We start from the raw sequence: 21,993 nt of genomic DNA on the forward strand, positions 1-21,993 counted from the left end.
TATTCGACTTTTCGCGTGAAAGCAAATTCCAGCCGCCCAAATTAAATCGCCTGTCAAACAACTCAGATGGGTGGAAGTCGGTGTAACCGTTAAGGCCGTTAAATTTTCTTGCCGGGTTCCTAAGTCTTGACGATTAAATAGGTTCCGATCGATCCATTTTCCGGCTTAGCCGTTCGTGCCACTGGAACTCAAAGCCAAAAAATGCCAAGATACGACCGTTTACGGACGGATTCCTGCCCTGTCCATTGGTCATATGTGCTTTGAGGCCGAAGCGAGTAGGCAACATGGGAAAGCGGATTGCAGTTGTTCTGGCTGCTGGTAAAGGGACCAGAATGCAGTCAGAGATGCCCAAGGTGCTGTTTCCAGTCCTGGGACGTCCGATGATCGAGTATGTCCTGGACGCGCTGCGCGAGGTCGGGGTTGAAAAGATCGTCTGTGTTGTCGGATATCGAGCCGACGACGTGCAAAAGGCCCTTGAGTCGCACGATGATCTTGTTTTCGTCGAACAGAAAGAACAGCTGGGCACTGGACATGCCGTTCAGATGTGCCTGGACGAGTTGAGGTCTGCCGATGGAAGCGTGGTCGTTCTGGCCGGAGACTCGCCCCTGGTTCAGTCTTCGTCGCTAGGCGAACTGTTCGAGGCCTTCGAGGTCGATGGACATGCTTGCCTGCTAGGGACGCTGAAGCGGGAAGATCCGACCGGTTTGGGCCGCATCGTTCGTGATGCTTCAGGCGTGTTCGAGGGGATCGTCGAAGAGAAAGACGCCACGCCGGATCAGCGGAGTATTAACGAAGTCAACATGAGCACTTACGTGTTCCAGGCTCCGCGGCTGGTCGAGGCACTTTCGCGACTCACCAACGACAACGCCCAGGGAGAGTATTATCTCACCGATTGCCCGAAGATTCTCAAAGAGCTGGGCGACAAGGTAGATGCCCTACCCGTGCTGAAAGCATGCGAGGCTTATAGCATTAACTCTCGCGAGCAATTAGCTGAGGTAGAGCGTGTGATGGCGGAAATTGGTTACAATAAGTCCTGACGGAAGCGGTTCGAGGGGCACTCGCCCCTTTCTTGGTTCGTAGCACCTTTTTCGACAACTCTCAGCCGGTTGCCCAGTTTACGTCATGCGTGAGATCAAAATCTTTAGCGGTCGCGCTAACACCAAGCTTGCCGAAGATGTCTGCAACTTCCTGCATCTTAAGCTGGGACGCGTTTCTCTGGGCGAGTTCCCGGACGGCGAAATCCAATGCAAGATCGAGGAAGACGTTCGCGGTCGCGATGTGTTTCTCGTGCAGCCGACCTGTCCTCCAGTGAACAACAACCTGATGGAACTGCTGGTCATGATCGACAGTTGTCGTCGGGCCAGTGCCGAGCGAATCACGGCGGTTATCCCGTACTACGGTTACGCACGTCAGGACCGCAAAGACGAAGGCCGCGTGCCGATTACCGCCAAGTTGGTCGCCGACCTGATTACCAGTGCTGGAGCAGACCGCGTGCTGACGATGGATCTGCACGCCGCCCAGATTCAGGGCTTTTTCAACGTCCCGGTCGATCACCTGAATGCTTCGCCGGTGCTGAATCAGTACTTTCTCAGCCTAGGAATTCCGACGGAAGACCTCTGCGTTGTGAGTCCCGACGCAGGGAGTATCAAACGCGCCGTGACCCATAATCGTCGTTTGGATGGGAAGCTGGCTATTGTCGACAAGAGACGAACCAGTGCCAGTGAAACGACGTCGAAGAACATCATCGGTGGGCCGGTAGAAGGCAAGACGGCGGTCATCTTTGATGACATGATCAGTACGGCCGGCTCGATCTGCGGGGCGGCCAAAGTCGTTCACCAAGCCGGCGCAAAAGAGATTTATATCGCGGCCACCCATGGTGTTCTTTGTGGACCAGCCGTGGCTTACTTGCAGGCAGCACCCATCAAAGAGCTGATCCTGACCGATACGATTCCCCAGAAATCGCAAGATCTGCTGACCAATATGCGTGTGCTATCGGTCGCTCCACTTCTGGGGGAGGCCATTAAGCGTATTCACAACGACGAGTCGATTAGCGCTCTGTTCCGCGAGAGCATTGCCTAATCTTCTTTAGAGGCCTTACTGCCCGTTTCACGGCGAAATACGGCCACAACATCCTCGACGGGGACAACAAACAGCTGGTTGTCGGTCTCGAAGTCGACCGGAATTGCTTCCTTCGGATGAAAGAGGATCTTGTCGTACTGGCGAAGAGGGAAGTCTTCGTCGTTCTCGATCCGCGTGGAAATAGCCACGATTCGCCCAGTGATCGTCGGAATCTCGGCTTGATCCGGCAGCGCAATGCCCCCCTTGGTTGTCCGTTTCGGTTCATCCTTGCGGACAAGAACACGGGCACCGATGGGTTCGACGTACTCGATGACTTTACTGCGGGACGATTTGGCCATGGATTTCCGATTTCAGGGTTGCGATGCGGGGACTGACAGGGGCTCTGTTCAATTGTTCTTAAAGAAAACGGATTAGCAATCCCCCGGGATGTTTCGGCTTTCCGGTGTGGGGGCCAGTTGTGGCAAACTTTATCGGTTGGCGGAAGGATGTGCCTAACTTCCCCTTGATACTTGCTTTATGGCGTGGAGATTCGGTCTTTTACGGGGAGGATCATGCCTGGCTGGGTCTGGCTTTGCGCTGCCGGTTGCCGTGACTGGCAGTCCACTTGGCATGAAATAAGCCGAGAGGGCTGGGTTTGGACTTGCCAACGGCAGATAGTTTGGCAAAATAACCAGTTTCCAAAATTACGAAGTTGGTCCCTAGGGAACACCCGTTCCTTTGCCAGATCACTTTTGATTCATACGAAACGACCAGACGCACCTTTGCCCGGTCGCCCCTAGACAACACTTACTGACTGCGGAACAAGTTTTCATGGCCGAAACACTCAAAGCCACGAAGCGAGAAAAGACCGGCAAGATTGCCAATCGCAACCTGCGCCTGAACGGGAAAATTCCCGCCGTTTTGTACGGTGAAGGCAAAGACGTCGTGCATTTGGAACTGTGTGCGGATCAATTCAATACGATTGTTCGCCACGGTGTGAAGAACATTACCCTGGAAGGGGACGTGTCCGAGAGCGTTGTGATGCGAGAGGTCCAATGGGACACTTTCGGCACCGAAGTTCTCCACGTCGACTTCTTCCGAGCCGGAAACTAAGACGGCGGACTGTCGTAAGCGTTGTGCTGACTGACTGGATGTGATGAAACTCGTTGTCGGGCTCGGAAATCCAGGTAAGAAGTACGACGGTACGCGGCACAATGTCGGCTTCGACGTGTTGGAAACGCTGTCCAAGCGACATGCGGCCTCCCAACCCAAGTCGAAGTTCAACGGTCAACTGACGGAAGTGGGGGTAGGTGGCGAAAAGCTGATGTTGCTTTGGCCGCACACCTTCATGAACAAAAGTGGAAACAGTGTTCGACCGGCGTTCGATTTTTATAAACTGACGCTGGAAGACGTTTTGATCGTCTGCGATGATTTCAATCTTCCTTTGGCCAAATTGCGGCTTAAGGGGAAGGGATCGGCAGGCGGGCAGAACGGGTTGGCCGATGTGATTCAAAAGCTCGGCTCGGATGAGGTTCCTCGACTGCGTGTCGGAATTGGACCTCCCCGTGAAGGAGCGGATGTGGCCGGATATGTCTTGAGCAACTTTGCCAAGGCAGAAAAGCCAGAGATAGATGTGTGTGTTGAGCGGGCCGCTTCAGTCGTTGAGGACTGGGCCAAGCACGGTCTCGTGCACACCATGAATCAGTACAACGGATAACAAATCATTTAATCATGTGGTTGGCTTATCGGCCCAGCAAGTTGCGGCCAGCCACTCACCGATCATTTTGACGTCGACATTCGAGGAGTAGAAACCTTGGCGGCTTACGTTTATGAGGGGATGTTCATTCTGGACTCCAATCGCTATGGAAAAGACCCCAGTGGGGTCTCCGGAAAAATCAACGCCCTGGTCGAAAAGCTGGGCGGCGAAATCCTGGTCAGCCGCATGTGGGCGGAACAGCGCCTGGCGTACCCAATTGAAGGGCATCGTCGTGGTACCTACTGGTTGACCTACTTCCGCTTGGATAGCTCCAAGATGGAAGAGTTGAACTACGCATGTAACATCAGCGATGACATGCTGCGTTACCTCTTCATCAAGCAAGATCCACGCCTGGTCGACATGCTGATCGCCCACGCCGAAGGACATGAGTTCGCCGGCGACGGCGATTCGGAAGACACCGGTTCGGATGAATCCGATGACGATGAAGCATCGTCGGAAGATGAAGAAGAAACTGTAGAAGCTGCCGACTAGTTCGTCGTCAGTCATCTGCGGTAAAGACTCAAGTCGATTTTGATTTCCCTTGAAGGAGCGTCACGATGGCAAGTTTCAACCGAGTTATTCTGGTCGGGAACCTGACACGGGACATTGAAGTCCGCTACGTTTCCAACGGGGGACTCGCCGTTACCGAGCTGGGCTTGGCGGTGAACGATCGACGAAAGAACCAAAGCGGCGAGTGGGTCGATGAAACGACCTTTGTCGATGTGACCCTCTGGGGACGCACGGCAGAAATCGCCAGCGAATATTTGAGCAAGGGCTCGTCCGTGTTGATTGAAGGACGACTTAAGCTCGACACGTGGGAAACGGACGGACAGAAGCGATCCAAGCTTCGCGTTGTCGGCGAGAAGATGCAAATGCTCGGCGGCCGTGAAGGTGGCGGCGGCGGTGGTAGCCGCGGTGGATCGCGACCTCCCCAGCGTCAATCGCAGCCACAAGGTGGTGGCGGTTACAACCAGGGCGGTTCCAGTGACTACGATTCCTACGATGACGGCAGCTTTGGCGGACCTGGTTCGCAAGGGGCAGCCGACGACGACATCCCGTTTTAGTGGCTGGCGGTCGACCCGAGTCGACGTCACCGAGACATTCAAAACAAGATCGCCAAACCACTGGCTATTATTGGAAATAGTAAGACCATGCCAACTCGATCTGAAAAGCACAAAGCACGTCCTTGGAAGCGTTTGCCAAAAGGCAAGCACGGCGGCATCGAACTGTTGTTGATCCAATCGGTGGATCACTTGGGTAAGCCTGGCGACGTTGTCGAAGTTCGTCCTGGTTATGCCAACAACTACCTGATCCCACAGGGTCTGGCTACCATCGCGACCACGCACCACAAGCGAATGGTCGAAAAGCACAAGGCTAAGCTGGCGGAGATCGAAAAGTCGCGTCTGGCTGGTCTGCGTGCCATCGCAGATCTGTTGAACCGTCAAAGCGTTACCATCGAAGCCAATGCCAACGACGAAGGCCACTTGTATGGTAGTGTCGGTCAGGCTGAGATCGTGGCCGCTTTGAAGGAACAGAACTTCACCGTGACCCCAGACCAGGTTCGCCTGCAGGGTCCGCTGAAGGAACTCGGTTTGTATACCGTCAAGATTCACCTTCATGCCGAAATCGAATCGGAATTGAAGGTTTGGGTTGTTCCGACCGTCTCCGGCGACTAATTCGCCCAGACAGTCAAATGTGCGAGATTCGCACTGAGTTTAACTGTGCAAACGTTTGTGTTTCAGGCACGGCATCGCTCTGAAACGCATAACGCATAGCACGCTACGGCAGGCACCTTGAGTCCCGTTCCCTTGGACTCGGAGCTTGCTGGTCTTAGTAAGTCGCACTCCCTTTTTCCAACGGTGACGAAGCTCGGTCGGCCCTTTGGCGAGAACGCCGGCCTTGTTAGCTTCCCCTGCGGACAATCCCAAAAAACTCCTCGGCCTCCCCGAGGAGTTTTTTTTATGCCGCGGCGTCTATTTTGTGATGCCCGTAAATCCGATCCCTAAATCTGCGGATGTCGTTGTTCTGAGTTAGCTCCGTGGTAACATGGAAATCGAAGTCAGGCAGACGTATTCACAACCTACGGATGGAGCACATCCTTGGCCACCGGTAGTAAATCCAAGAAGCGGCGATTCGATGATCGTGAAGAGGTAACAACCAACCTTCTCGATAACCAGCCGCCGTGCAGCATCGAGTCCGAACAGTGTGTGCTAGGCAGTATCATTCTGCTGCCAGATTGTCTGGACGACGTGATCATGGTCTTGCGTCCCGAGGACTTCTACGACGAGGCAAACAAAAAGCTCTTCGAGCACATGGTCGACCTGCACAACAGCGGTCGCAAGATCGACATCACGCTTCTCAGCGAGCATCTGCGTGATGCTGGCGACTGGGAGTTCTGCGGTGGTGCCGCCTACCTGGCAACGGTCGCTCGAAGTGTTCCGCACGCGGCCCATGCCGTCAGCTACGCCGAAATCGTGCGGAAGAAAGCGACGAGCCGAAACCTGATCATCGCGGCGACCGATATCCTGCAAGATGCCTACCAGGAAGCAGGGAAGCCCGAAGAGCTTATCGGTAGGGCGGAACAGAAGATCTTCAGCATCCTCGATGGTCGCGACAGCCGCAGCATGGCCAGCATGCGCGAGATCGTGACCGAAGCGATGGAACGCATCGATGCTCGTCTGCGTGGCGAAGCGAACGAAGACGGCGTTCTGACGGGCTTCAACGATCTCGATGAAATGACCAGCGGTTTCCATGGCAGCCAACTACTGATTCTCGCGGCTCGCCCGGCCATGGGTAAAACGGCGTTCGCCATGAACATTGCCGAAAACGTTGCTGTGCATGATAAGGTCCCGGTGCTGTTTGTCAGCTTGGAAATGGGATCGGTCGAACTCTGCGATCGTCTGCTGTGTAGTGTGGCCCGCGTGAATGGCCATCGATTGCGAAACGGAACGCTCAGCAATGAAGACCGGGCCCGCTTGATCGAGAAGTCGTCGCTTGTGGGGGAAGCACCCCTGTTTGTTGATGACTCGCCCAGCCGAACAGTGGCGGAAATCGCCGCCTCCGCTCGACGCATCATTCGCAATGAGAAGCGTCTGGGCCTGATCGTGATCGACTATTTGCAGCTCATCGAGCCTGACAATGCGGACGATCCTCGACAGGAGCAGGTCGCCAAGATTGCCCGGCGTCTGAAGGGTTTGGCGCGTGAAATGAACGTGCCGATTCTTTGTCTGGCACAGCTCAATCGTCAGGCGGAAGTTTCCAAAGATAACAAGCCGAAGTTGAGTCACCTCCGCGAATCGGGGGCTATCGAACAGGATGCCGACGTTGTCATGTTCGTTCACCGTGAAGAATATTATCACCACGGCGAGGAACGCGAGCAGTACGCCGGTCAGGCCGAAATCATCATCGGTAAACAGCGTGCAGGCCCGGTGGGTGAAGTCAAACTGACGTGGCTCAAGGACTTTACGCGATTCGAGAACGCGTTTGACCGCGAGCCTGATGATTTCTCGGCATTCAACCAAGGGGGCGAGGGAGGCTTTTAGCCTTCCTCTCTTTTTTGGGAAGTTGCCACCCATTTTGAGAGGTATAATTTAGACGGTGGCCTGCGTCATGTTTCCAGCATGCCATGCTTTGTTTGTGTCATGGTGTAGAGAGCTCGAATGAGTCATCGCTACGGGGCGAAATTTATCGACGTCGAAGAGACGTGCCCCTACCTGCCCAATCGGCTGGCGGTGCTCCCGTTCTATCTAACCGACTTTCGGGCCGAGCCTGAAGCATTCGACGAGGCATTAGAAGAAGGCGTCCGTCGTTCGGGGATTTTCATCTATCACACCAATTGCCCTGGCTGCAATGCATGTGAGCCGATCCGCATCCCTGTCGAAGATTTCGTTCCGCGTCGGCGCCATCGTCGTGTTTTGAAAAGGGCAGAGGCCGAGCTTCGTGTCGAAATTGGTGAACCGATCATCGATCGCCAGCGAGTCGAACTCTATAACAAACACAAAGTAGGGCGGGGGCTCGGCGAGCCAGGCAGCGAGGTCGATCTGCGAAGCCTGAAAGAGTTCATCGGCATCACTTGCTGCGATAGCCGCGAGTTCCGTTACTATCGCGGTGACGACCTGGTTGGGGTAGCCATTGCCGATGTCGGTTACGAAGCGATGTCGGCCGTCTATTGCTACTTCGATTCGGAGTTATCCGAGTTGGGCATCGGCAACTTCTCGGTTCTCAAACAGATCGAAGCATGTCGCGAGTGGGGGATCAAGTATCTGTACCTCGGCTTCTACGTCGCGGGGAATGCTCACATGAAATACAAAGCCAGCTACCTGCCGCACGAACGGCGGATCGGTGGGGTTTGGCAGCGGTTTGAGTAGCGGCCGTGAATGAGGTAAAAGTGAGCGAAACGACGAAGCCCCTTTCAGGCACGCCGAGGTTCTCGCTGGCGATTCTGTTTCTTTGGGTAACCCTGGTCTCGGTATCGGTCGGTGCCTGGCTGATGCTGCTTCAAGGATTCTTTGAAGACGACTTCACCGGACTGCTCGATTGGTTTTCGATGCTGTTCTACGGTACCAGCGCGATTGTCTTAGGGACGGGCGTCACAGTTGCAGCGTTGATTGGGTTCTGGTTTTACCGAGGTCACTGCTGGGCATGGCAGCCAGGGCATATTCTGCCGCCCGCGATGAGTTTCTACGAACTGGTCACGATGTTAGCAGTCGCAGTCGATCTCGTGATGTTCGATGAAGAAGTCGGATATTCTTCGTTTCGGCAGAGCATCTACGCATACGAAGGACTCGTCCAGTATACGGGCATCACATTGATGCTTTCAGCTTACTTGTGCCTGATCCGTACGACGCGGTTTTGGCAATTCGTCTTTGGAATGTTGATTTTCGAGAATCTCTTGATTCTCTGCATGATCAATCCATTTGAGTTAGCCATGGGGCAGGTCATTTCATTTGAAACGCTTCGCTGGTCGAGTGTCGTCACCAGGATTATCATCTTTGTCTTGATGCTTCTGCTGACCGTGTGGGAATTGATTCAGCGTGAGTGGCGAGACTGGCTCCACTGGGTTGGACTTGCCGTCGCACTGATCTACTTCTTCGTGCGAACGAACATTCTCGCCTGGTCCTAACGTAGGAGCGCAATCCTGGTGGAAGCTCTGGGGGGGATGTTTGGAACCCCGACGTCGATTGGACTACAATATCGAGGCCACCCATTTCCTGCCTTTAGCTTCTGCCAACACCATGAACAGATTTCCCTTCCCCCTTTTTGCCCTTCTGTGTATCTCGCTTGCCTGCGTCTTCAGCAATTCGCTTCAAGCGGAAACCAAGTCGGCGGATGTGATCGTCTACGGTTCGACCCCTGGCGGCTTCTGTGCGGCGATTGCGGCTGCTCGGGAAGGGGCTTCGGTCATTTTGTTAGAGCCTACTTCGCACGTCGGTGGCGTGAATACGGGCGGGCTGAGTTTTAGCGATTCCAACCAAACCGTACGTTCGACCGTCATGGGCCTGTTCGACGAATGGCACCGACGGATTGAAGCAGACTATACGGCTCGCGGAGTCAAGTTGCCGTACGACGTGAGCGTGAAAGATAACGCGAAGTGGACCTATGAACCGCATGTTGCGATGCAGGTCACGATGGCGATGCTCAACGAAGCTGGCGTTGAGGTCTTGCCAGGGCACGTCCTTGAGTCGGCAACGATGCAGGGGGCAACGATCAAACAGCTTGAGACCAACAAAGGAACCTTCCAGGCGAAGACCTATGTCGACGCAACCTACGAGGGTGACTTGTTGGCGGCGGCGAATGTCAGCTGGACGATCGGCCGCGAAGGCAAAGCCGACTTTGGCGAATCGCTCGCCGGGAAACGTTATCCCAAGGGAAAGATGAAGATCGACGGTTTCGCTGCGGACGGAAGTCTGCTTCCTTTGGTAACGACGGATCAGCCAGGCGAAGAAGCGGCCGGTGATGATTTGGTGATGGTCTACAGCTTTCGGCTTTGCTTGACCGCCGAGGCGGATAACAAGGTTCCCATGCCCAAGCCTGATAACTACGATCCGGCTCGGTTCGAAGCGATCAGGCGCTACATTGCTACGGGTGGTCGCAGCTATGGTATCGACCTGTATCCACTGCCAGGCAACAAATTCGACGGTAACAACTCGATTGGCGGGCAGTTCTCGTTGGGGCTCGTCGGGGCTTGCAACGGCTGGAGCGAAGCCGATCAGGCGGGCCGCGATAAGATCTTCGAACAGCACAAACAATACACGCTCGAGTTCTATCACTTCCTGACCACCGATCCTGCTGTGCCGCAGGATGTGAAGGACAAGTACGCCCGACTTGGCTTATGCAAAGACGAGTTCGCTGCGACTGATCACTTCTCGCCGCAATTGTATGTTCGTGAAGGACGACGTATGCAGGGGATGTACGTCGTCAGTCAGAAGGACATTCTTGAGGCGCCGGAGCAGGAAGACCCGATCGCAATCTCGTCTTTTCCAATTGATTCCCACGATTGCCAACGTGTGGCCTTTGCCGATGGGACAGTCGCTGACGAGGGGACGATCTTTCCGGTTCGTATGCCTGGCCGACGACATGGTTACGCATATCACATCCCTTATCGGTCGATTCTGCCGAAGCCAAGTGAGTGCGACAACTTGCTGGTGCCGGTGGCCATGTCATGCACGCATGTTGGGATCTCTTCGATTCGGGTCGAGCCTACCTGGATGATCATTGGGCAGAGTGCTGGCATTGCTGCTGCGATGTCGGCGAAACAAGGGACGACTGTTCAGACGTTGCCCTATGCGGATCTTCGTGAGCGTCTCGTGGCGCAAGGCCAAGTCCTGGAACTACCGGAGTTGGCCGAACTTCCTCGTCCTTCAGTTGCCGGTGGTATCGCTTCGAAGAGCCTGCCCGGCATTGTGCTGGACGATTCGGCGGCCAAATTAGAGGGAACGTGGGCAAGTTCTTCCAACTTCAAACCATGCATCGACGGCAGCTACGTGCACGACGAGGCCAAGGGGGACGCCACATCGGCCGCGACGTTCCAGGTGAAGGTCCCCAAAAGTGGCAAGTACGAGGTGCGGATGGCTTACTCAGCTCATCCTACCCGGGCCAAGCAGGTCCCGGTGACGTTTATCAACGGATCGGAAACCTTTGCGTTATCGGTCGATCAAACGGTACCGCTGCCTAGTGGCGAGGCCTTTCGGAAGATCGGTACCGTGAATCTTACGGCTGACCAGCCAACCACCATTGTGATACGGAATAAAGATACTGATGGGTTTGTCATTTTGGACGCGATTCAGTTGCTGCCGGTGCAGTAGGCGGAAAATGGGCCTTCTGCAGGCATCGCTAGCGTCACATTTTGCCTGAACCATAAACTTTTCCGATGCGTATCTCAGCTCATCGTAACTCCTAGGCGATATTCGTCTTGCCAGGAGTCTGGCGTTTCAGTATTTCTCCACATTGCGTCCCAAAGCTTTGCGCGAAAGGGACGCGATGGTAGGCACGGAAGCCAGCCAGAGAAGTTGATAAAGGGATTTAACGCATGCAGTGGATACGCCACGGGCTGACGAGCGTCGTTATATCGGCCACGCTAAGTTATCTCGGCTTAGCACAGGGACAGGTTGCAGCACAGGACATTGTGCCGCAACTCACCGCTCCATCGCCGATTACACCCAGTGTTCCGACTCGACCTCTGATTACCGGGATTCGCCTTCAGGGGAATGCCCAAACGGAAGAGACTCGGATTCGTTCGATGATCAAGTCACGCGTTGGTCGTGAGTTCGATCCGGAACAGATCCAATCTGATGTTCGCCGTTTGGCCGCCTCGGGATTGTTTCGCGATGTTCAGATTCTGACCGACAAGTCGGCCGAGGGAATCTACGTCACGTTCCAATTCGAGGAACGCCCGCGGATTGCCTACATCAAGTTTCTCGGCAACGAATCGGTACGCGACAAGACGCTGCTGAAGAAGTCGGAAATGAAGTTAGAAGGCACCCTCAATAAGTACGTGATCGAAGAAGCTCGGCTGAAGCTGGAAGATTACTACCATACCCGCGGACACGGCAAAGCGACCGTTCAGGTGGTCGAAGGATTAAAGCCGGAAGACAAAGGCGTCGCGTTCATGATCCACGAAGGGCCGCTGGCTCGAATTGGCAGTACGAACTTTGTTGGCAATTCGATTGCGTCGGATTCACGCCTGAAAACACAGATCAAAAGCAAGCCTGGCTTGTTTTATCTAATCAATGGCGAACTCGACAAGACTCAGGTCGAACAGGATGTCGACAGTTTGACGGCATACTATCGAAGCCTTGGGTTCTTTAAAGCTCAGATCAATCGAATCATCAAGTACAGCGACAGCGGCAAGTGGTCCTATGTCACGTTTGTCATTGACGAAGGTCCACGCTACGAAGTGCGAAACATCTCGTTCGTGGGCCAGACTCGGTTTGACTCTGAACAACTATTCTCGCAGATCAAGATGGAACGCGGAGAGTACTTCGATCAAAAGAACATGACCGCCGATGTGCGTGCGATTTCCGATTTGTATGGTTCGCAGGGTTACATCCACGCGGACGTGAAAGCGGAGCCACGCTTCTTGGAAACGCCAGGTACCTTGGACCTGGTGTATGACATCCGAGAAGGGGATCAGTATCGGGTTGGTAACATCAACATCGAGATCTCCGGTGATTTTCCTCACACGAAGCACGCCGTGATTTTGAATCGCATGTCGCTGCAGCCTGGCGACATCATCGACATTACGAAGATTCGCGACGACGAACGCCGCATCAAAGCTTCGCAATTGTTTGTCAACGAACCGCATCGCGGCGTGGCCCCTTCGATTACCGTGGCTCCACCTGAGCTGACGGATGTCGAAACTCAGGTTGCCGAGCGAGGCGGAAGCCAGACCTACCGTGGTCAGAGCCCAACTTCGAACTATCAGCCGCAGGCCTATCCGCCCCAGCAATACGCAGGGCAGCCCAGCGGCTATCAACCGGCTCCAACGCAGCAAATGCCTCCCCAGCAGGCGGTGCCGCAAGTGAGTCGCTATTCGCAGCCTATTTATCGGGAAGCTGCTGTGCCTACACCGCCGCAGCAACATCCTACTTCCGTTTATTCATCCGTGCCCAGCAACTAAGAAGCCTGGTTCAGCTCGATTTCCCCCCCGAGCGCCAACGCTGAATGAGGACCCCTAGGTGGACAGAAGCGGACAACTGCTGAAGATAACCCTCGCTCTGAGTCTCGTCACAGGTCTATGTGCCGGATGGAACTCGGCTTCGGCTCAGGATTGGACTGGCGGAAGCTACGGGCAACAAGCGGCTCCCAACTGGAATGTGCAGGGACGCGACAATCAAGGTTATCCTGGAAGCGCACAGAACTGGGATTCGTACGATCGCACAGCTTACGAGTCATCACCCGGCAATCCGAACCAGTACCGAAATGGCATGCCAGCTTCCGGTGCTCCGGTTGGCAACTACGATCCCTATCAGCAGTACCAGCAACCGGTCCAACCGGTTCAGTACCAGCAAGGATATCCGTCGCCATCCAGTCCCGAGACAGGCATGTATAGCCAGGACCCATCCGGGTACGGTAGTCCTCCGATTCCGGCACCTGTTACCAGGCCTATGAATCCTTATGGCTACCCACCAGTTAACGGTCGACCACTGGGTGGTGCTCGTATCTACGATCCTCCGCTGGGTCCTGATGCGATCATTTCGCCGAACCCTTACTACGATCCTGGTCGTACGGCCGACCTGACGATTCGTGCAGAAGAAGCTCAGACCGGGCGTTTCCAGTTTGGCGTGGGTATTAACTCCGACGCTGGTGTGACCGGTAATATCGTGATCGACGAACGAAACTTCGACTGGCGACGATATCCGTCCAGCGTGGACGACATCTGGAATGGCCGCGCGTGGCGTGGGGCAGGGCAGGGGTTCCGAATTGAAGCCATGCCAGGTACCCAGGTTCAGCGATACATGGTCAGCTTCAGCGAACCTTACCTGTTTGATACGCGGGTGAGCCTGAACTTGAGTGGTTACTTCTTCAACCGAATTTACCGCGACTGGGACGAACAGCGCGTCGGTGGCCGAGTGGGTCTTGGCTATCGGTTGACGCCTGACCTTTCGACGGCAGTTAGCTTGCGTATGGAGGACGTCGAGATCAGTGATCCACGCGTCCCAGGCGTACCTGAACTGGATGCTGTGTTGGGTCACCAGGATCTCTACACGGGAAGTTGGAGTGTCACGCACGATACGCGCGACACGGCATTCGCCCCAACCGAAGGTCACTTGTTTGAGATCAACCTGGAACAAGCGTTCGGCGAATACAGCTACTCGCGGGCGGAATTCGACTTCCGACAGTACTTCCTGCTGGGTGAACGCCCCGACGGTTCCGGGCGGCATACGTTGGGCTTCTCGACGCGAGCCGGTTTCTCGGGAGCCGACACACCGATCTTCGAAAACTTCTACGCTGGTGGTTTCTCCACCTTGCGTGGTTTCGACTTCCGACGTGTTGGTCCGAAATCGGGTGACGTGTTTGTCGGTGGTCCGTTCCGTGTGTTGGGATCGGTGGAATACACCTTCCCCATTACCGCCGACGACATGGTCAAAGGTGTGATCTTCACCGATGTGGGTGCGGTGGAAGAATCCACCAAGATCGTCTGGGACGACTTCGACGTCGCACCAGGTTTTGGTCTCCGCATTTCGGTACCCGCCTTGGGGCAGGCTCCGATCGCGTTGGACTTCGCCTTCCCAGTCAATCACGCCGATACCGATCAGACGCAGGTCTTCAGCTTCTTCGTGGGTGCAGCTCGCTAATCGTTTAGCGAAACGTCCAATCGACGTACGTGTTTTGATACCCGTGATGGTAGCCTGCGGTTCGATAGGGCTGGCTCACTCCGAACCAGCCATACGAATAGCGCGTTTTTGGGCGTGGTGTCAGTATGGGCGAAGCCGTCGATTCTGGTGCGATAATCCAGTATTGAGCTGGACCAGCGGCCTGGGCGGATGATCCTACGACCGAGCTAGCAAGCACGGCAAATGCCAGCATCCACTTTCGCATGCGTTCTCTCCCTGCAGCAGAAACCTAATGTGTCGACTCCTCTATTGTCGACCGATCGCAGGTGATAGCACGCAGTGAAAATTAACCCTCGAGCTCCATTCCCAGGGCGAAGATCTCCTCCGCGTTCAGAACTTGGTCGTTGCGGCTGAAAAGACGCTCGATGGCTGCTCTGTGAATGGCCATTTTGGTGCCACCCACGCCGATCGCTCCGTAGCAGATCTGGCCGAGGTTCTCCGCCGCTTTGTCTTGGAAATCGATTCCCTCAATCCCCAGCGGTGGAACGGCATTCAAATCGATCGCGACCTTAAGGTCCTTGGCTTCTCGGCGAACAGCATGCGGGACCAAGGTTACACCGGCAGCTCCGGCCGAGATCAATAGCTGCACCCCTTCAAGTGCCGATGCAGTCGAATCGGGATCGTTTGCGGCAACGGGTTCGGGAGAGCCGATCTGGATGTCTTCGGCAATTTGTTTAGCGGCTGCTTGTGCTTTCTCCAACGACCGTGAAGCGAGTCGGACGTTGGCACCTGCCCGAATCAAGAGTCGAGCGGCACGCTGTCCAACGGGACCTGTGCCGCCCAAGACCAGTGCCTGAGCCCCTTCGAGTTCAAGATGGCGAGCACCGCAGATGACCGCGGCCGCGGCCGTCGTGTTGGCGCCGTTTCCGTCCATCATGACCGAGACGCGCATGGGACCAAAAAAGCTTTTGGTAACCGCAGTGAGCAACTCTTCGGCCTTGTCCACATTTGAGCCACCTACGTAGATGGCCGAATGTTTCAGCTTGCTTGGCGCACGGGTGAAGATGAGCCCGTGCACAAGTCCGGCGACTTGATCTGGGCTGACTCCACCATGGCGGAACATGATGTCGGCACCAGAGTCGACGGCGACGACCGAATCAAAGGTACTTGGTTGGGTATCGGTATCTAGCTGAAGTAGGATGTTTTTCATCGGGGGTGCTCAATGAAAAGGGACTTCGATTGTCGTGCAGGCTCATCGGGAAGGATTTCGAACAGCACCGATACAAAAAAGTCCCGCGTGGCCATCGATGAGGCCTCGCGGGACTTTGATAACGGTGCCGTAACTGGACACTTATTTAGAAACCGCGGAACGGATGTGCCGCTTGTTCCTTGCCAGCGATGACTTCATCGGCAGTCGGCTTGCCAGCCATGGCGTTCTTGATCGACTGCAGCGTTGCTTCGTAGTTGTAGTCGTAGATCTTTTTGTCGTCCTGGGCTTCCCAGTGGATGAAGACACCGCAGACGATCACGAGATCTTCGCACTGATCCTTAGGAATGACGCCTTCTTCAACAGCGTCAGCAACAGCCTTGGCGACGGCAGCCTGGGCTGGACCGAACATTTGAACGGCTTGCTTCGAGTTCTTGATGGTGACCTTGGTGATGGTCACAGTGGCTGGCTTAACAGCCAGGTTGGGGGTCAAAACGGCCAGCAGGTTGGAGTGACCGGCGGTTTGATTGACCAGCGCCGAAGCAAACGCATGGCCGACAGGGCCATCCTTGGAACCGATCATCAGATCGATATGCGCGACTTCGTTGCCATCGCCAGCGAGGGCTTCTCCGATATACATCGACATCCGGGATTCTCCGTGCGGGAACTAAGAAGATACGGGGTGATGCCCGCGACGACTTTCATGCAAAGACGTCAGTGCGCAGGCTTATTGGATTTGTCCAATTTAACGAGGCCCAAGGCGCATCGAAAGCCCCGGCAAGCCGAGGTACGAAAAGACTTTGGGCCAGCTGACAGCCAAGACGATAGCAAACTATGCCCGAATTGCAAGTAGTGGGGCTCGTCAACGTTTCGACATCTCGCGGGTGGATATTCGGCTTTCGGAGGGAGTTCTTGGCGTTCAGTCTTCAGTAGAGAGAAGCTTCCGCGCCCAACTCATGCTTCAAATCGCTTGTGATGAGGGGTGGGGCAGGAATCACGAGACTCATTTTGCGTGATTCTTGATCGAACCCTGGAAAAGGTGAACGCCGCAATCAGCGGCTTCGAAAGGAGAAGAGGCCGTCGCGCGGGCAGCGGTGCACGACGGCCTCTGGCGGGAAGAGTCGATTTCCCTGCGACGGTCTTATTGGACGAGTCGCAGTGGGCGATATCCGGCGATTTGCTGGAAGACTTGCGTTAGCTCTTCCGCATACTCATCGCCAGTCTTACCACCGGGAATATTGAAATGTGAACCTTGGGTGATGTCGGCCACTTGTTGCATGAGATCTTTGTCGGCACCAGTTCCCATGCTGATCGTGACGATCACATAGCCCTTTTCTGCGGCCAGGTGAGCTTCGTTGATCACCGCGTCACGAGCCGCCGAGCTATTAACACCACCGTTATGCCAATTGGCCACTCCATCGGTCATCAGAACCATCATCTTGTAAGCACCAGGACGTGCTCGAGCGTCTAGTTCTTCACGAGCGACCGTCATGCCGCCGGCAATGTTGGTGTAGTTGTGGTAGTAACCAGCTTGGCGTTGATTGGCCTGAGCTGTGATGAAGCCAAAGTCATCCGACAGGGTCGATTCGAGAATGCCTTCTCCACCGGGGCCGTTGTACATCGAAAGGCCCATTTTGTCGTCGGAGTCGGCTTGTTGAATGAAGTTGACGAACATCGCGACCGAGGATTTCAAAGCCGTGATTGGTTGAGCACTGGCTTTCCACATATCGGTAGACTGTGCGTGCAGGGTTCGTTTTTCCAGCAAGTAGACGATAAAGTTCTGATAGCCGAACTTGTAGCGGAAGCCAGCGTTGTTGTTCTGGCCACTGCTGGAAGTGCAGTAGTTGATGTAGCTGTCCCAACTGCCGCTGTAGGGATAGTCAACCGTATCGAGTCCCAGGGCAGAGAGGAATGTATCGCGGCGAGTAAAGTCAAAGTAGTGAATCTGGTTGGAGCCATCCGCGTTCTTACCGCTATAGGCCCAGACTTCCCGAACCTGGCCACCAGGGCTGTAGGTACCGGTGGTGCCACTTGGGTAGTAAGTGATGATGTCTCCATTGCCTCGACGAACGCGAATTCGGTTGTACGATTTCGTCGAATTGACGACGACCGTGTCGTACTGGTATTCGACGGTGACTTGAGCTTGGGCATCGATTTGAGGAACCGGTCCCTTGGCGACTGCCCACTGCGGGTCAAATTCCAGGTTTCCGTAAATCGGAGAACCTAGTTCTTCGTACATCTGGAACTGATTGGCAGTAACATGGCCAGCACCAAGTGTATTGAAGGCTTTGAATTCACTGTCATCGTTCATCGACCCGGAGAGATCCAGCACCACCATAATATCGCGTGGCTGGTAGGCCGCGGCACTTTGAGCCTGGATACTGAAGGTATCGCGACCCAGCAGATGACCAAAGAAGAAAGGCATGTTGTCGTACCGCATGCTCACTTTGACGGTGGACGCGGGCCGATCCGAGGGGACAACTTCTTTGGTGGTGTCATCCCATTCACCGAAATTAACGTCGAGCCCTTGGGCGTAGTGGTCCATGAAGTGGGCCACACTTTCTTCGACCGCTTGGTTTTCGTATTCTCTCCATTGAGTCCCGACCGGATTGCGAACAAGATATTCGTGAACGGCGTCGGTGGCCGCGTCTTCGCCGTTGATCAGCGAGCCAGCACCGGCCAAGGTGGCCGCGTCGACGCTGCGTTGCAGCTGGGATTGCAAAGTATACATGTAGCCGACGTCGATGCTGAACGCGAGCATGGCCATCATGACGATCATGAGTACCGCGGACAGGACGACAATGATGCCACGTTTTCGGTGGGAACCTACGTATGACATTTCCTCGTCGGGGGAAGTAGATCGGCGAAACATAGACTCTCTCCTGGACGTTGGAAGAAGTTTGTTGGGTCGCGGCGAGCCGATGGAAATTCGTGCTGGCGTGCTCGGGGCAACTGAACTATTTAAAAGGGGCTGAAACGAGATTTAGAGAGTTCGCTTCCATCTGATCGATGATGCTTTTTCGCAACATGTGGTGATCAGCTTTCTGCGGTAAACCTCTCTGAAGGAGAGAGATGACGAGTGTCCTTGCTAATTAAAAACGTAGGTTACGTCTGATCTCGAGGTCGGAAAAACCTTTCAGATTGCGCGAAATGTGGACACGAATTTGGGAAGAGCATGGTACAGCGAATCGGATTGATCGGTGCTAGTTGCCGAGCCATGGCCGCATCTCTTGTGCGTGGCGGGTTTTCCGTCACCGCTGCCGATATGTTTGCCGACTATGACTTGGGGCAGATCGGTGAGGTCAAGGGCTTGCGCAACTATCCCTGGTCGGCTCGAAGATGGCTGCGCGAGACGGAACTGGATGCTTGGTGCTACACAGGTGGGCTAGAGAATTACCCCCGGTTAATCGAGCGGATGGCCGCCGAGAAGCGGTTGCTGGGTAATTCGCCGCAGACACTGCGAATGGTTCGCGATCCGTTCTGGCTGGCGGACTTAGCAAAACGCTATGGTTTTGAATTTCCGGAAACGTGTCGTGTTCATGATCCGGACTATGATCCCATCCATCCCAGGCCAAGTGATCAGTGGCTGCTCAAGCCGTATCGATCGGCCGGCGGATTAAATATCGAAAGGGTGAGTGCCTTGCCGGCGTTGGCTCACCGATTCTATTTGCAGCGGAAGTTGCCGGGCGTGCCGATGTCCGCCGTGGTCTTGTCGACCTCACAAGGATGCCAGATCGTGGGTGTTAATCGGCTGCACGGGGGAAACGAGTTCGGAGCTCCTGGTCCGTATGTTTTTGTTGGAGCGATTACCCTAGGAACACCGTCGACGATCGCGCTCGATCCGATTGTCCGTGCCATTCATGACGAGGCAGGCATGATTGGGCTTTGGGGAATCGACTTTCTGCAAACCGATCGTCCGACACTGCTCGAAGTCAATCCTCGTTGGACGGCGAGTATCGCTTTGCATGAGCGGATGCGAGAGAATCCTTTGATGCCTTGTCATATTCAGGCTTGTCTTGATGCGGAGGTCAAACTGAGCGAGCGGTTCGCCTATTGGTCCAGTGGAGCCAGGATTGTCTATGCGTCGCAGCGGTTGGAGTTTACTGATCGGATGCTGCGCAAGATTCAGGAGGCATTCTCACTGACCGAAGAAAGTTTTCTCGCCAATCCGAGAGTTGGTGATATTCCCATGCCGGGGACAATCATCGATGTTGGCAGCCCCGTTTGCACGTTGTATGCCGACGGTAAGACCGAGGAATTGGCCGAAGAAGAATTGCGAAGTAGCCAAGAGATGCTCGAGGAGATCATCTACGCTGGGTTTTAGTCCTCTGGGGACTGGTGATTCTGGGCCAACTCTTCCGGCGTTGGTTTCCACTTCTTGCCGGCCAGGGTTGGTTCGTAGTCGGCTTGGCCAGCCAACTGGGCGATCGCTTTGACTGCCGCCACAATCATCTCTTTGTCCGATTCGAAATCACTTGGGTAGATCAGGTCACCCACGGTGATTTGAACCTGGGCTCGCATGAAGAAGGGACTGGTCACCGTCTTGTTATAGGGGGCACCCTGAATGTAGACCGGGAGGATCGGGACGTCCGCTTTGCGGGCCAAAAGTGCCGCACCAGGGCGAACGGGCATCATAAACTGGTCCGAGGTATTGATTCGTCCCTCCGGCAATACGCCTACCCATTTTCCCTCGTGGAGGAGCCTGACCGCTTCGCGAATCGATGCGTTGTCGATTCCTCCGCGACGTGTAGGAATAGCGCCGGTTTCGTTCAGGAACCAACCGAAAAACCAGTTGCTAAAGAACTCTCTGGCCACAAACCAGCGGACTCTTCGTTTGGCGGCCAGGTGGATAAAAAAGGGATCTACGCTACTTCGATGGTTCGCAACAATGACCGCGCCTTGATCCTCCGATAGCGGTAGTCCGTAGGGGGCCTTAGTATGCCAAAGGAATCGCAATAAGATAAAAGCCGTGCGATCTAACAGAAATTGGACTATGGTGTACTCTGTACGGCGAGCGAAAAGCCAAAGCACGGTAAATGCCACCAGTAAGGTGGATACTACCAAGCCGAGTACCAACGAAACGTTCAATTCTTGATCGGGATTAGGGGGTACAAAGTGCAAATCGGAATTGTCAGCGACACACACGGGCACAGTCGTTTTGCCCAGTCCGCTGCATACATGCTGGAAACGTTCTCAGTAGAGCAAGTTTTGCACTGCGGTGATATCGGGAGTACGGGCGTCGTCGAGATTTTCTCGAAGTGGCCGACACACTATGTCTACGGAAATACCGATGATAGCCGAAGTGTGCTCCAAGAGGAGATCGAAGCAAGTGGAGGCCGCTATTATGGCCAAGTTGCCGACATCGAGCTTGGCGGCCGCCGGATAGGCATGACCCATGGAGACGATCCGGCCCTATTGATGCGAATGATCCGCAGCGAAGAGTATGACCTGGTCTGCTCGGGTCATACTCACCAGGTGAATGTGCGCCAGGTTGGGCATACGCTGGTTCTAAATCCTGGAGCACTCTTTCGCGCTGTCAGGCACACGATTGCCATCGTCGATCTTGTGACCATGCATCACGAGATCGTGGAAGTTTAGCTGGCCAGACGTGCGATTCGGTTGACCGGAGTGTATCCGCCTGCTTCCATCTGCTTGTATTGCATCAGGTAGGCGTCTTCAGTCGTGTCTTCGTAGAAGTCACGCAGCAGTGAAATCGCTTTGAAGTCGAGACTGCGGAAAAACTTCTGAGCTTCCAGGTTCGTTTCGCGAACTTCGAGAAGGATCTGGCGTCGTCGACGATGAGTCAACTTGGAAACCAGTTTGCCGATCATCTGGCGACCAACACCAGCACGACGCATCGAAGGAGCGACGGCGAGATTCAACAGGTGCAATCGAGTATTGAGGATCTCATAGATCATGTAGCCGGCAATGCGGTCTTCGTGCTCGGCAACCATACCGATGCAGTTGCGTTCACGAAGGCATTTGACGAACTCTTCTTCACTCCAGGCGTATTCGAAGCTGAGGCTTTCAATATCGAGAACCTCTTGCATATCGCGTCGAATCATCCAGCGGATATGAACAGGCAAAGTTCGTTGACTAATTTGACTCATGCCGGACTCCTTCCGAAATAGCCAAAGCTGTATTTAGCCGAGAGCGTTTAGTGCCAATCGTTTGGTTGCCTTTCGCATCGATCTCGG

General features: G+C 54.7%; 22 protein-coding genes. 15 read left to right on the forward strand and 7 right to left on the reverse strand.

Annotated elements, in window-relative coordinates:
* Positions 1–284: 284 nt before the first annotated feature.
* Positions 285–1,037, forward strand: coding sequence for a sugar phosphate nucleotidyltransferase (locus tag PSR63_RS16180; RefSeq protein WP_274326714.1), 753 nt, complete (start codon positions 285–287; stop codon positions 1,035–1,037).
* 85 nt (positions 1,038–1,122) lie between these two features.
* Entirely contained in the window at positions 1,123–2,079 is a 957-nt protein-coding gene (locus PSR63_RS16185) for a ribose-phosphate diphosphokinase (protein WP_274326715.1), read from the forward strand.
* On the opposite strand, the gene PSR63_RS16190 is transcribed toward PSR63_RS16185, so the two are convergent.
* A complete protein-coding gene (locus tag PSR63_RS16190) occupies positions 2,076–2,417 on the reverse strand; it encodes a co-chaperone GroES (protein ID WP_274326716.1) in 342 nt (113 codons plus the stop codon). The genes PSR63_RS16185 and PSR63_RS16190 overlap by 4 nt on opposite strands.
* Positions 2,418–2,889: 472 nt before the next feature.
* Here PSR63_RS16190 and PSR63_RS16195 point away from each other — a divergent pair, with 472 nt between their 5' ends.
* The 11 genes from PSR63_RS16195 (at position 2,890) to PSR63_RS16245 (ending at position 14,610) form a co-directional block, all read left to right on the forward strand.
* Positions 2,890–3,171 carry a hypothetical protein gene (locus tag PSR63_RS16195; protein ID WP_274326717.1) on the forward strand — a complete coding sequence of 94 codons (282 nt, stop codon included), beginning with the start codon at positions 2,890–2,892 and terminating at the stop codon, positions 3,169–3,171.
* A gap of 43 nt (positions 3,172–3,214) precedes the next feature.
* On the forward strand, positions 3,215–3,775 hold the full coding sequence (gene pth / locus PSR63_RS16200) for an aminoacyl-tRNA hydrolase (RefSeq protein WP_274326718.1): 561 nt from the start codon (positions 3,215–3,217) through the stop codon (positions 3,773–3,775).
* 96 nt (positions 3,776–3,871) lie between these two features.
* Positions 3,872–4,306, forward strand: a complete 435-nt coding sequence (gene rpsF / locus PSR63_RS16205; RefSeq protein ID WP_274326719.1) for a 30S ribosomal protein S6 — start codon at positions 3,872–3,874, stop codon at positions 4,304–4,306.
* A 65-nt stretch (positions 4,307–4,371) separates the two neighbouring features.
* Positions 4,372–4,878 (forward strand): single-stranded DNA-binding protein, encoded by a 507-nt coding sequence (ssb, locus tag PSR63_RS16210; RefSeq protein ID WP_274326720.1) that lies wholly within the window; start codon positions 4,372–4,374, stop codon positions 4,876–4,878.
* Positions 4,879–4,965: 87 nt separating this feature from the next.
* Positions 4,966–5,490, forward strand: coding sequence for a 50S ribosomal protein L9 (rplI, locus tag PSR63_RS16215; RefSeq protein WP_144976228.1), 525 nt, complete (start codon positions 4,966–4,968; stop codon positions 5,488–5,490).
* A 423-nt stretch (positions 5,491–5,913) separates the two neighbouring features.
* Positions 5,914–7,356, forward strand: coding sequence for a replicative DNA helicase (gene dnaB / locus PSR63_RS16220; protein WP_274326721.1), 1,443 nt, complete (start codon positions 5,914–5,916; stop codon positions 7,354–7,356).
* Between the two features lie 117 nt (positions 7,357–7,473).
* Complete coding sequence (locus PSR63_RS16225; RefSeq protein WP_274326722.1) at positions 7,474–8,181, forward strand: arginyltransferase; 708 nt, start codon at positions 7,474–7,476, stop codon at positions 8,179–8,181.
* 20 nt (positions 8,182–8,201) lie between these two features.
* Positions 8,202–8,936 carry a hypothetical protein gene (locus tag PSR63_RS16230; protein WP_274326723.1) on the forward strand — a complete coding sequence of 245 codons (735 nt, stop codon included), beginning with the start codon at positions 8,202–8,204 and terminating at the stop codon, positions 8,934–8,936.
* Between the two features lie 112 nt (positions 8,937–9,048).
* Positions 9,049–11,118 (forward strand): FAD-dependent oxidoreductase, encoded by a 2,070-nt coding sequence (locus PSR63_RS16235; RefSeq protein ID WP_274326724.1) that lies wholly within the window; start codon positions 9,049–9,051, stop codon positions 11,116–11,118.
* Positions 11,119–11,342: 224 nt separating this feature from the next.
* Positions 11,343–12,932 carry a BamA/OMP85 family outer membrane protein gene (locus PSR63_RS16240; RefSeq protein ID WP_274326725.1) on the forward strand — a complete coding sequence of 530 codons (1,590 nt, stop codon included), beginning with the start codon at positions 11,343–11,345 and terminating at the stop codon, positions 12,930–12,932.
* Positions 12,933–12,990: 58 nt separating this feature from the next.
* Positions 12,991–14,610 (forward strand): BamA/OMP85 family outer membrane protein, encoded by a 1,620-nt coding sequence (locus PSR63_RS16245; RefSeq protein WP_274326726.1) that lies wholly within the window; start codon positions 12,991–12,993, stop codon positions 14,608–14,610.
* 4 nt (positions 14,611–14,614) lie between these two features.
* Here PSR63_RS16245 and PSR63_RS16250 read toward each other — a convergent pair whose 3' ends face one another.
* The 4 genes from PSR63_RS16250 to PSR63_RS16265 all read right to left on the reverse strand — a co-directional run bounded on the left by PSR63_RS16250 (position 14,615) and on the right by PSR63_RS16265 (position 18,668).
* A complete protein-coding gene (locus tag PSR63_RS16250; RefSeq protein WP_274326728.1) occupies positions 14,615–14,854 on the reverse strand; it encodes a hypothetical protein in 240 nt (79 codons plus the stop codon).
* Between the two features lie 81 nt (positions 14,855–14,935).
* Complete coding sequence (locus tag PSR63_RS16255; protein WP_274326729.1) at positions 14,936–15,799, reverse strand: methylene-tetrahydromethanopterin dehydrogenase N-terminal domain-containing protein; 864 nt, start codon at positions 15,797–15,799, stop codon at positions 14,936–14,938.
* Between the two features lie 145 nt (positions 15,800–15,944).
* Positions 15,945–16,442, reverse strand: a complete 498-nt coding sequence (gene fae, locus PSR63_RS16260) for a formaldehyde-activating enzyme (protein WP_274326730.1) — start codon at positions 16,440–16,442, stop codon at positions 15,945–15,947.
* A gap of 495 nt (positions 16,443–16,937) precedes the next feature.
* The gene (locus tag PSR63_RS16265; protein WP_274326731.1) at positions 16,938–18,668 is read right to left on the reverse strand and encodes a pilus assembly protein TadG-related protein; all 1,731 of its coding nucleotides are present in this window, start codon (positions 18,666–18,668) and stop codon (positions 16,938–16,940) included.
* A gap of 303 nt (positions 18,669–18,971) precedes the next feature.
* Between PSR63_RS16265 and PSR63_RS16270 the strand changes: the two genes are divergently transcribed.
* Complete coding sequence (locus tag PSR63_RS16270; protein ID WP_274326732.1) at positions 18,972–20,120, forward strand: ATP-grasp domain-containing protein; 1,149 nt, start codon at positions 18,972–18,974, stop codon at positions 20,118–20,120.
* Here the strand turns inward: PSR63_RS16270 and PSR63_RS16275 are convergent.
* Positions 20,117–20,947 (reverse strand): lysophospholipid acyltransferase family protein, encoded by an 831-nt coding sequence (locus tag PSR63_RS16275; RefSeq protein WP_338000649.1) that lies wholly within the window; start codon positions 20,945–20,947, stop codon positions 20,117–20,119. The genes PSR63_RS16270 and PSR63_RS16275 overlap by 4 nt on opposite strands.
* On the opposite strand from PSR63_RS16275, the gene PSR63_RS16280 reads away from it, so the two are divergent.
* Positions 20,912–21,394 carry a YfcE family phosphodiesterase gene (locus PSR63_RS16280; RefSeq protein WP_274326733.1) on the forward strand — a complete coding sequence of 161 codons (483 nt, stop codon included), beginning with the start codon at positions 20,912–20,914 and terminating at the stop codon, positions 21,392–21,394. The two genes, PSR63_RS16275 and PSR63_RS16280, sit on opposite strands and share 36 nt — an antisense overlap.
* On the opposite strand, the gene rimI is transcribed toward PSR63_RS16280, so the two are convergent.
* Positions 21,391–21,906: a ribosomal protein S18-alanine N-acetyltransferase gene (gene rimI, locus PSR63_RS16285; RefSeq protein ID WP_274326734.1), complete on the reverse strand. Its 516-nt coding sequence runs from the start codon at positions 21,904–21,906 to the stop codon at positions 21,391–21,393. The two genes, PSR63_RS16280 and rimI, sit on opposite strands and share 4 nt — an antisense overlap.
* Between the last annotated feature and the right edge of the window lie 87 nt (positions 21,907–21,993).

It is taken from the genome of Bremerella sp. P1, assembly GCF_028748185.1.
Taxonomy (GTDB): Bacteria; Planctomycetota; Planctomycetia; order Pirellulales; family Pirellulaceae; genus Bremerella.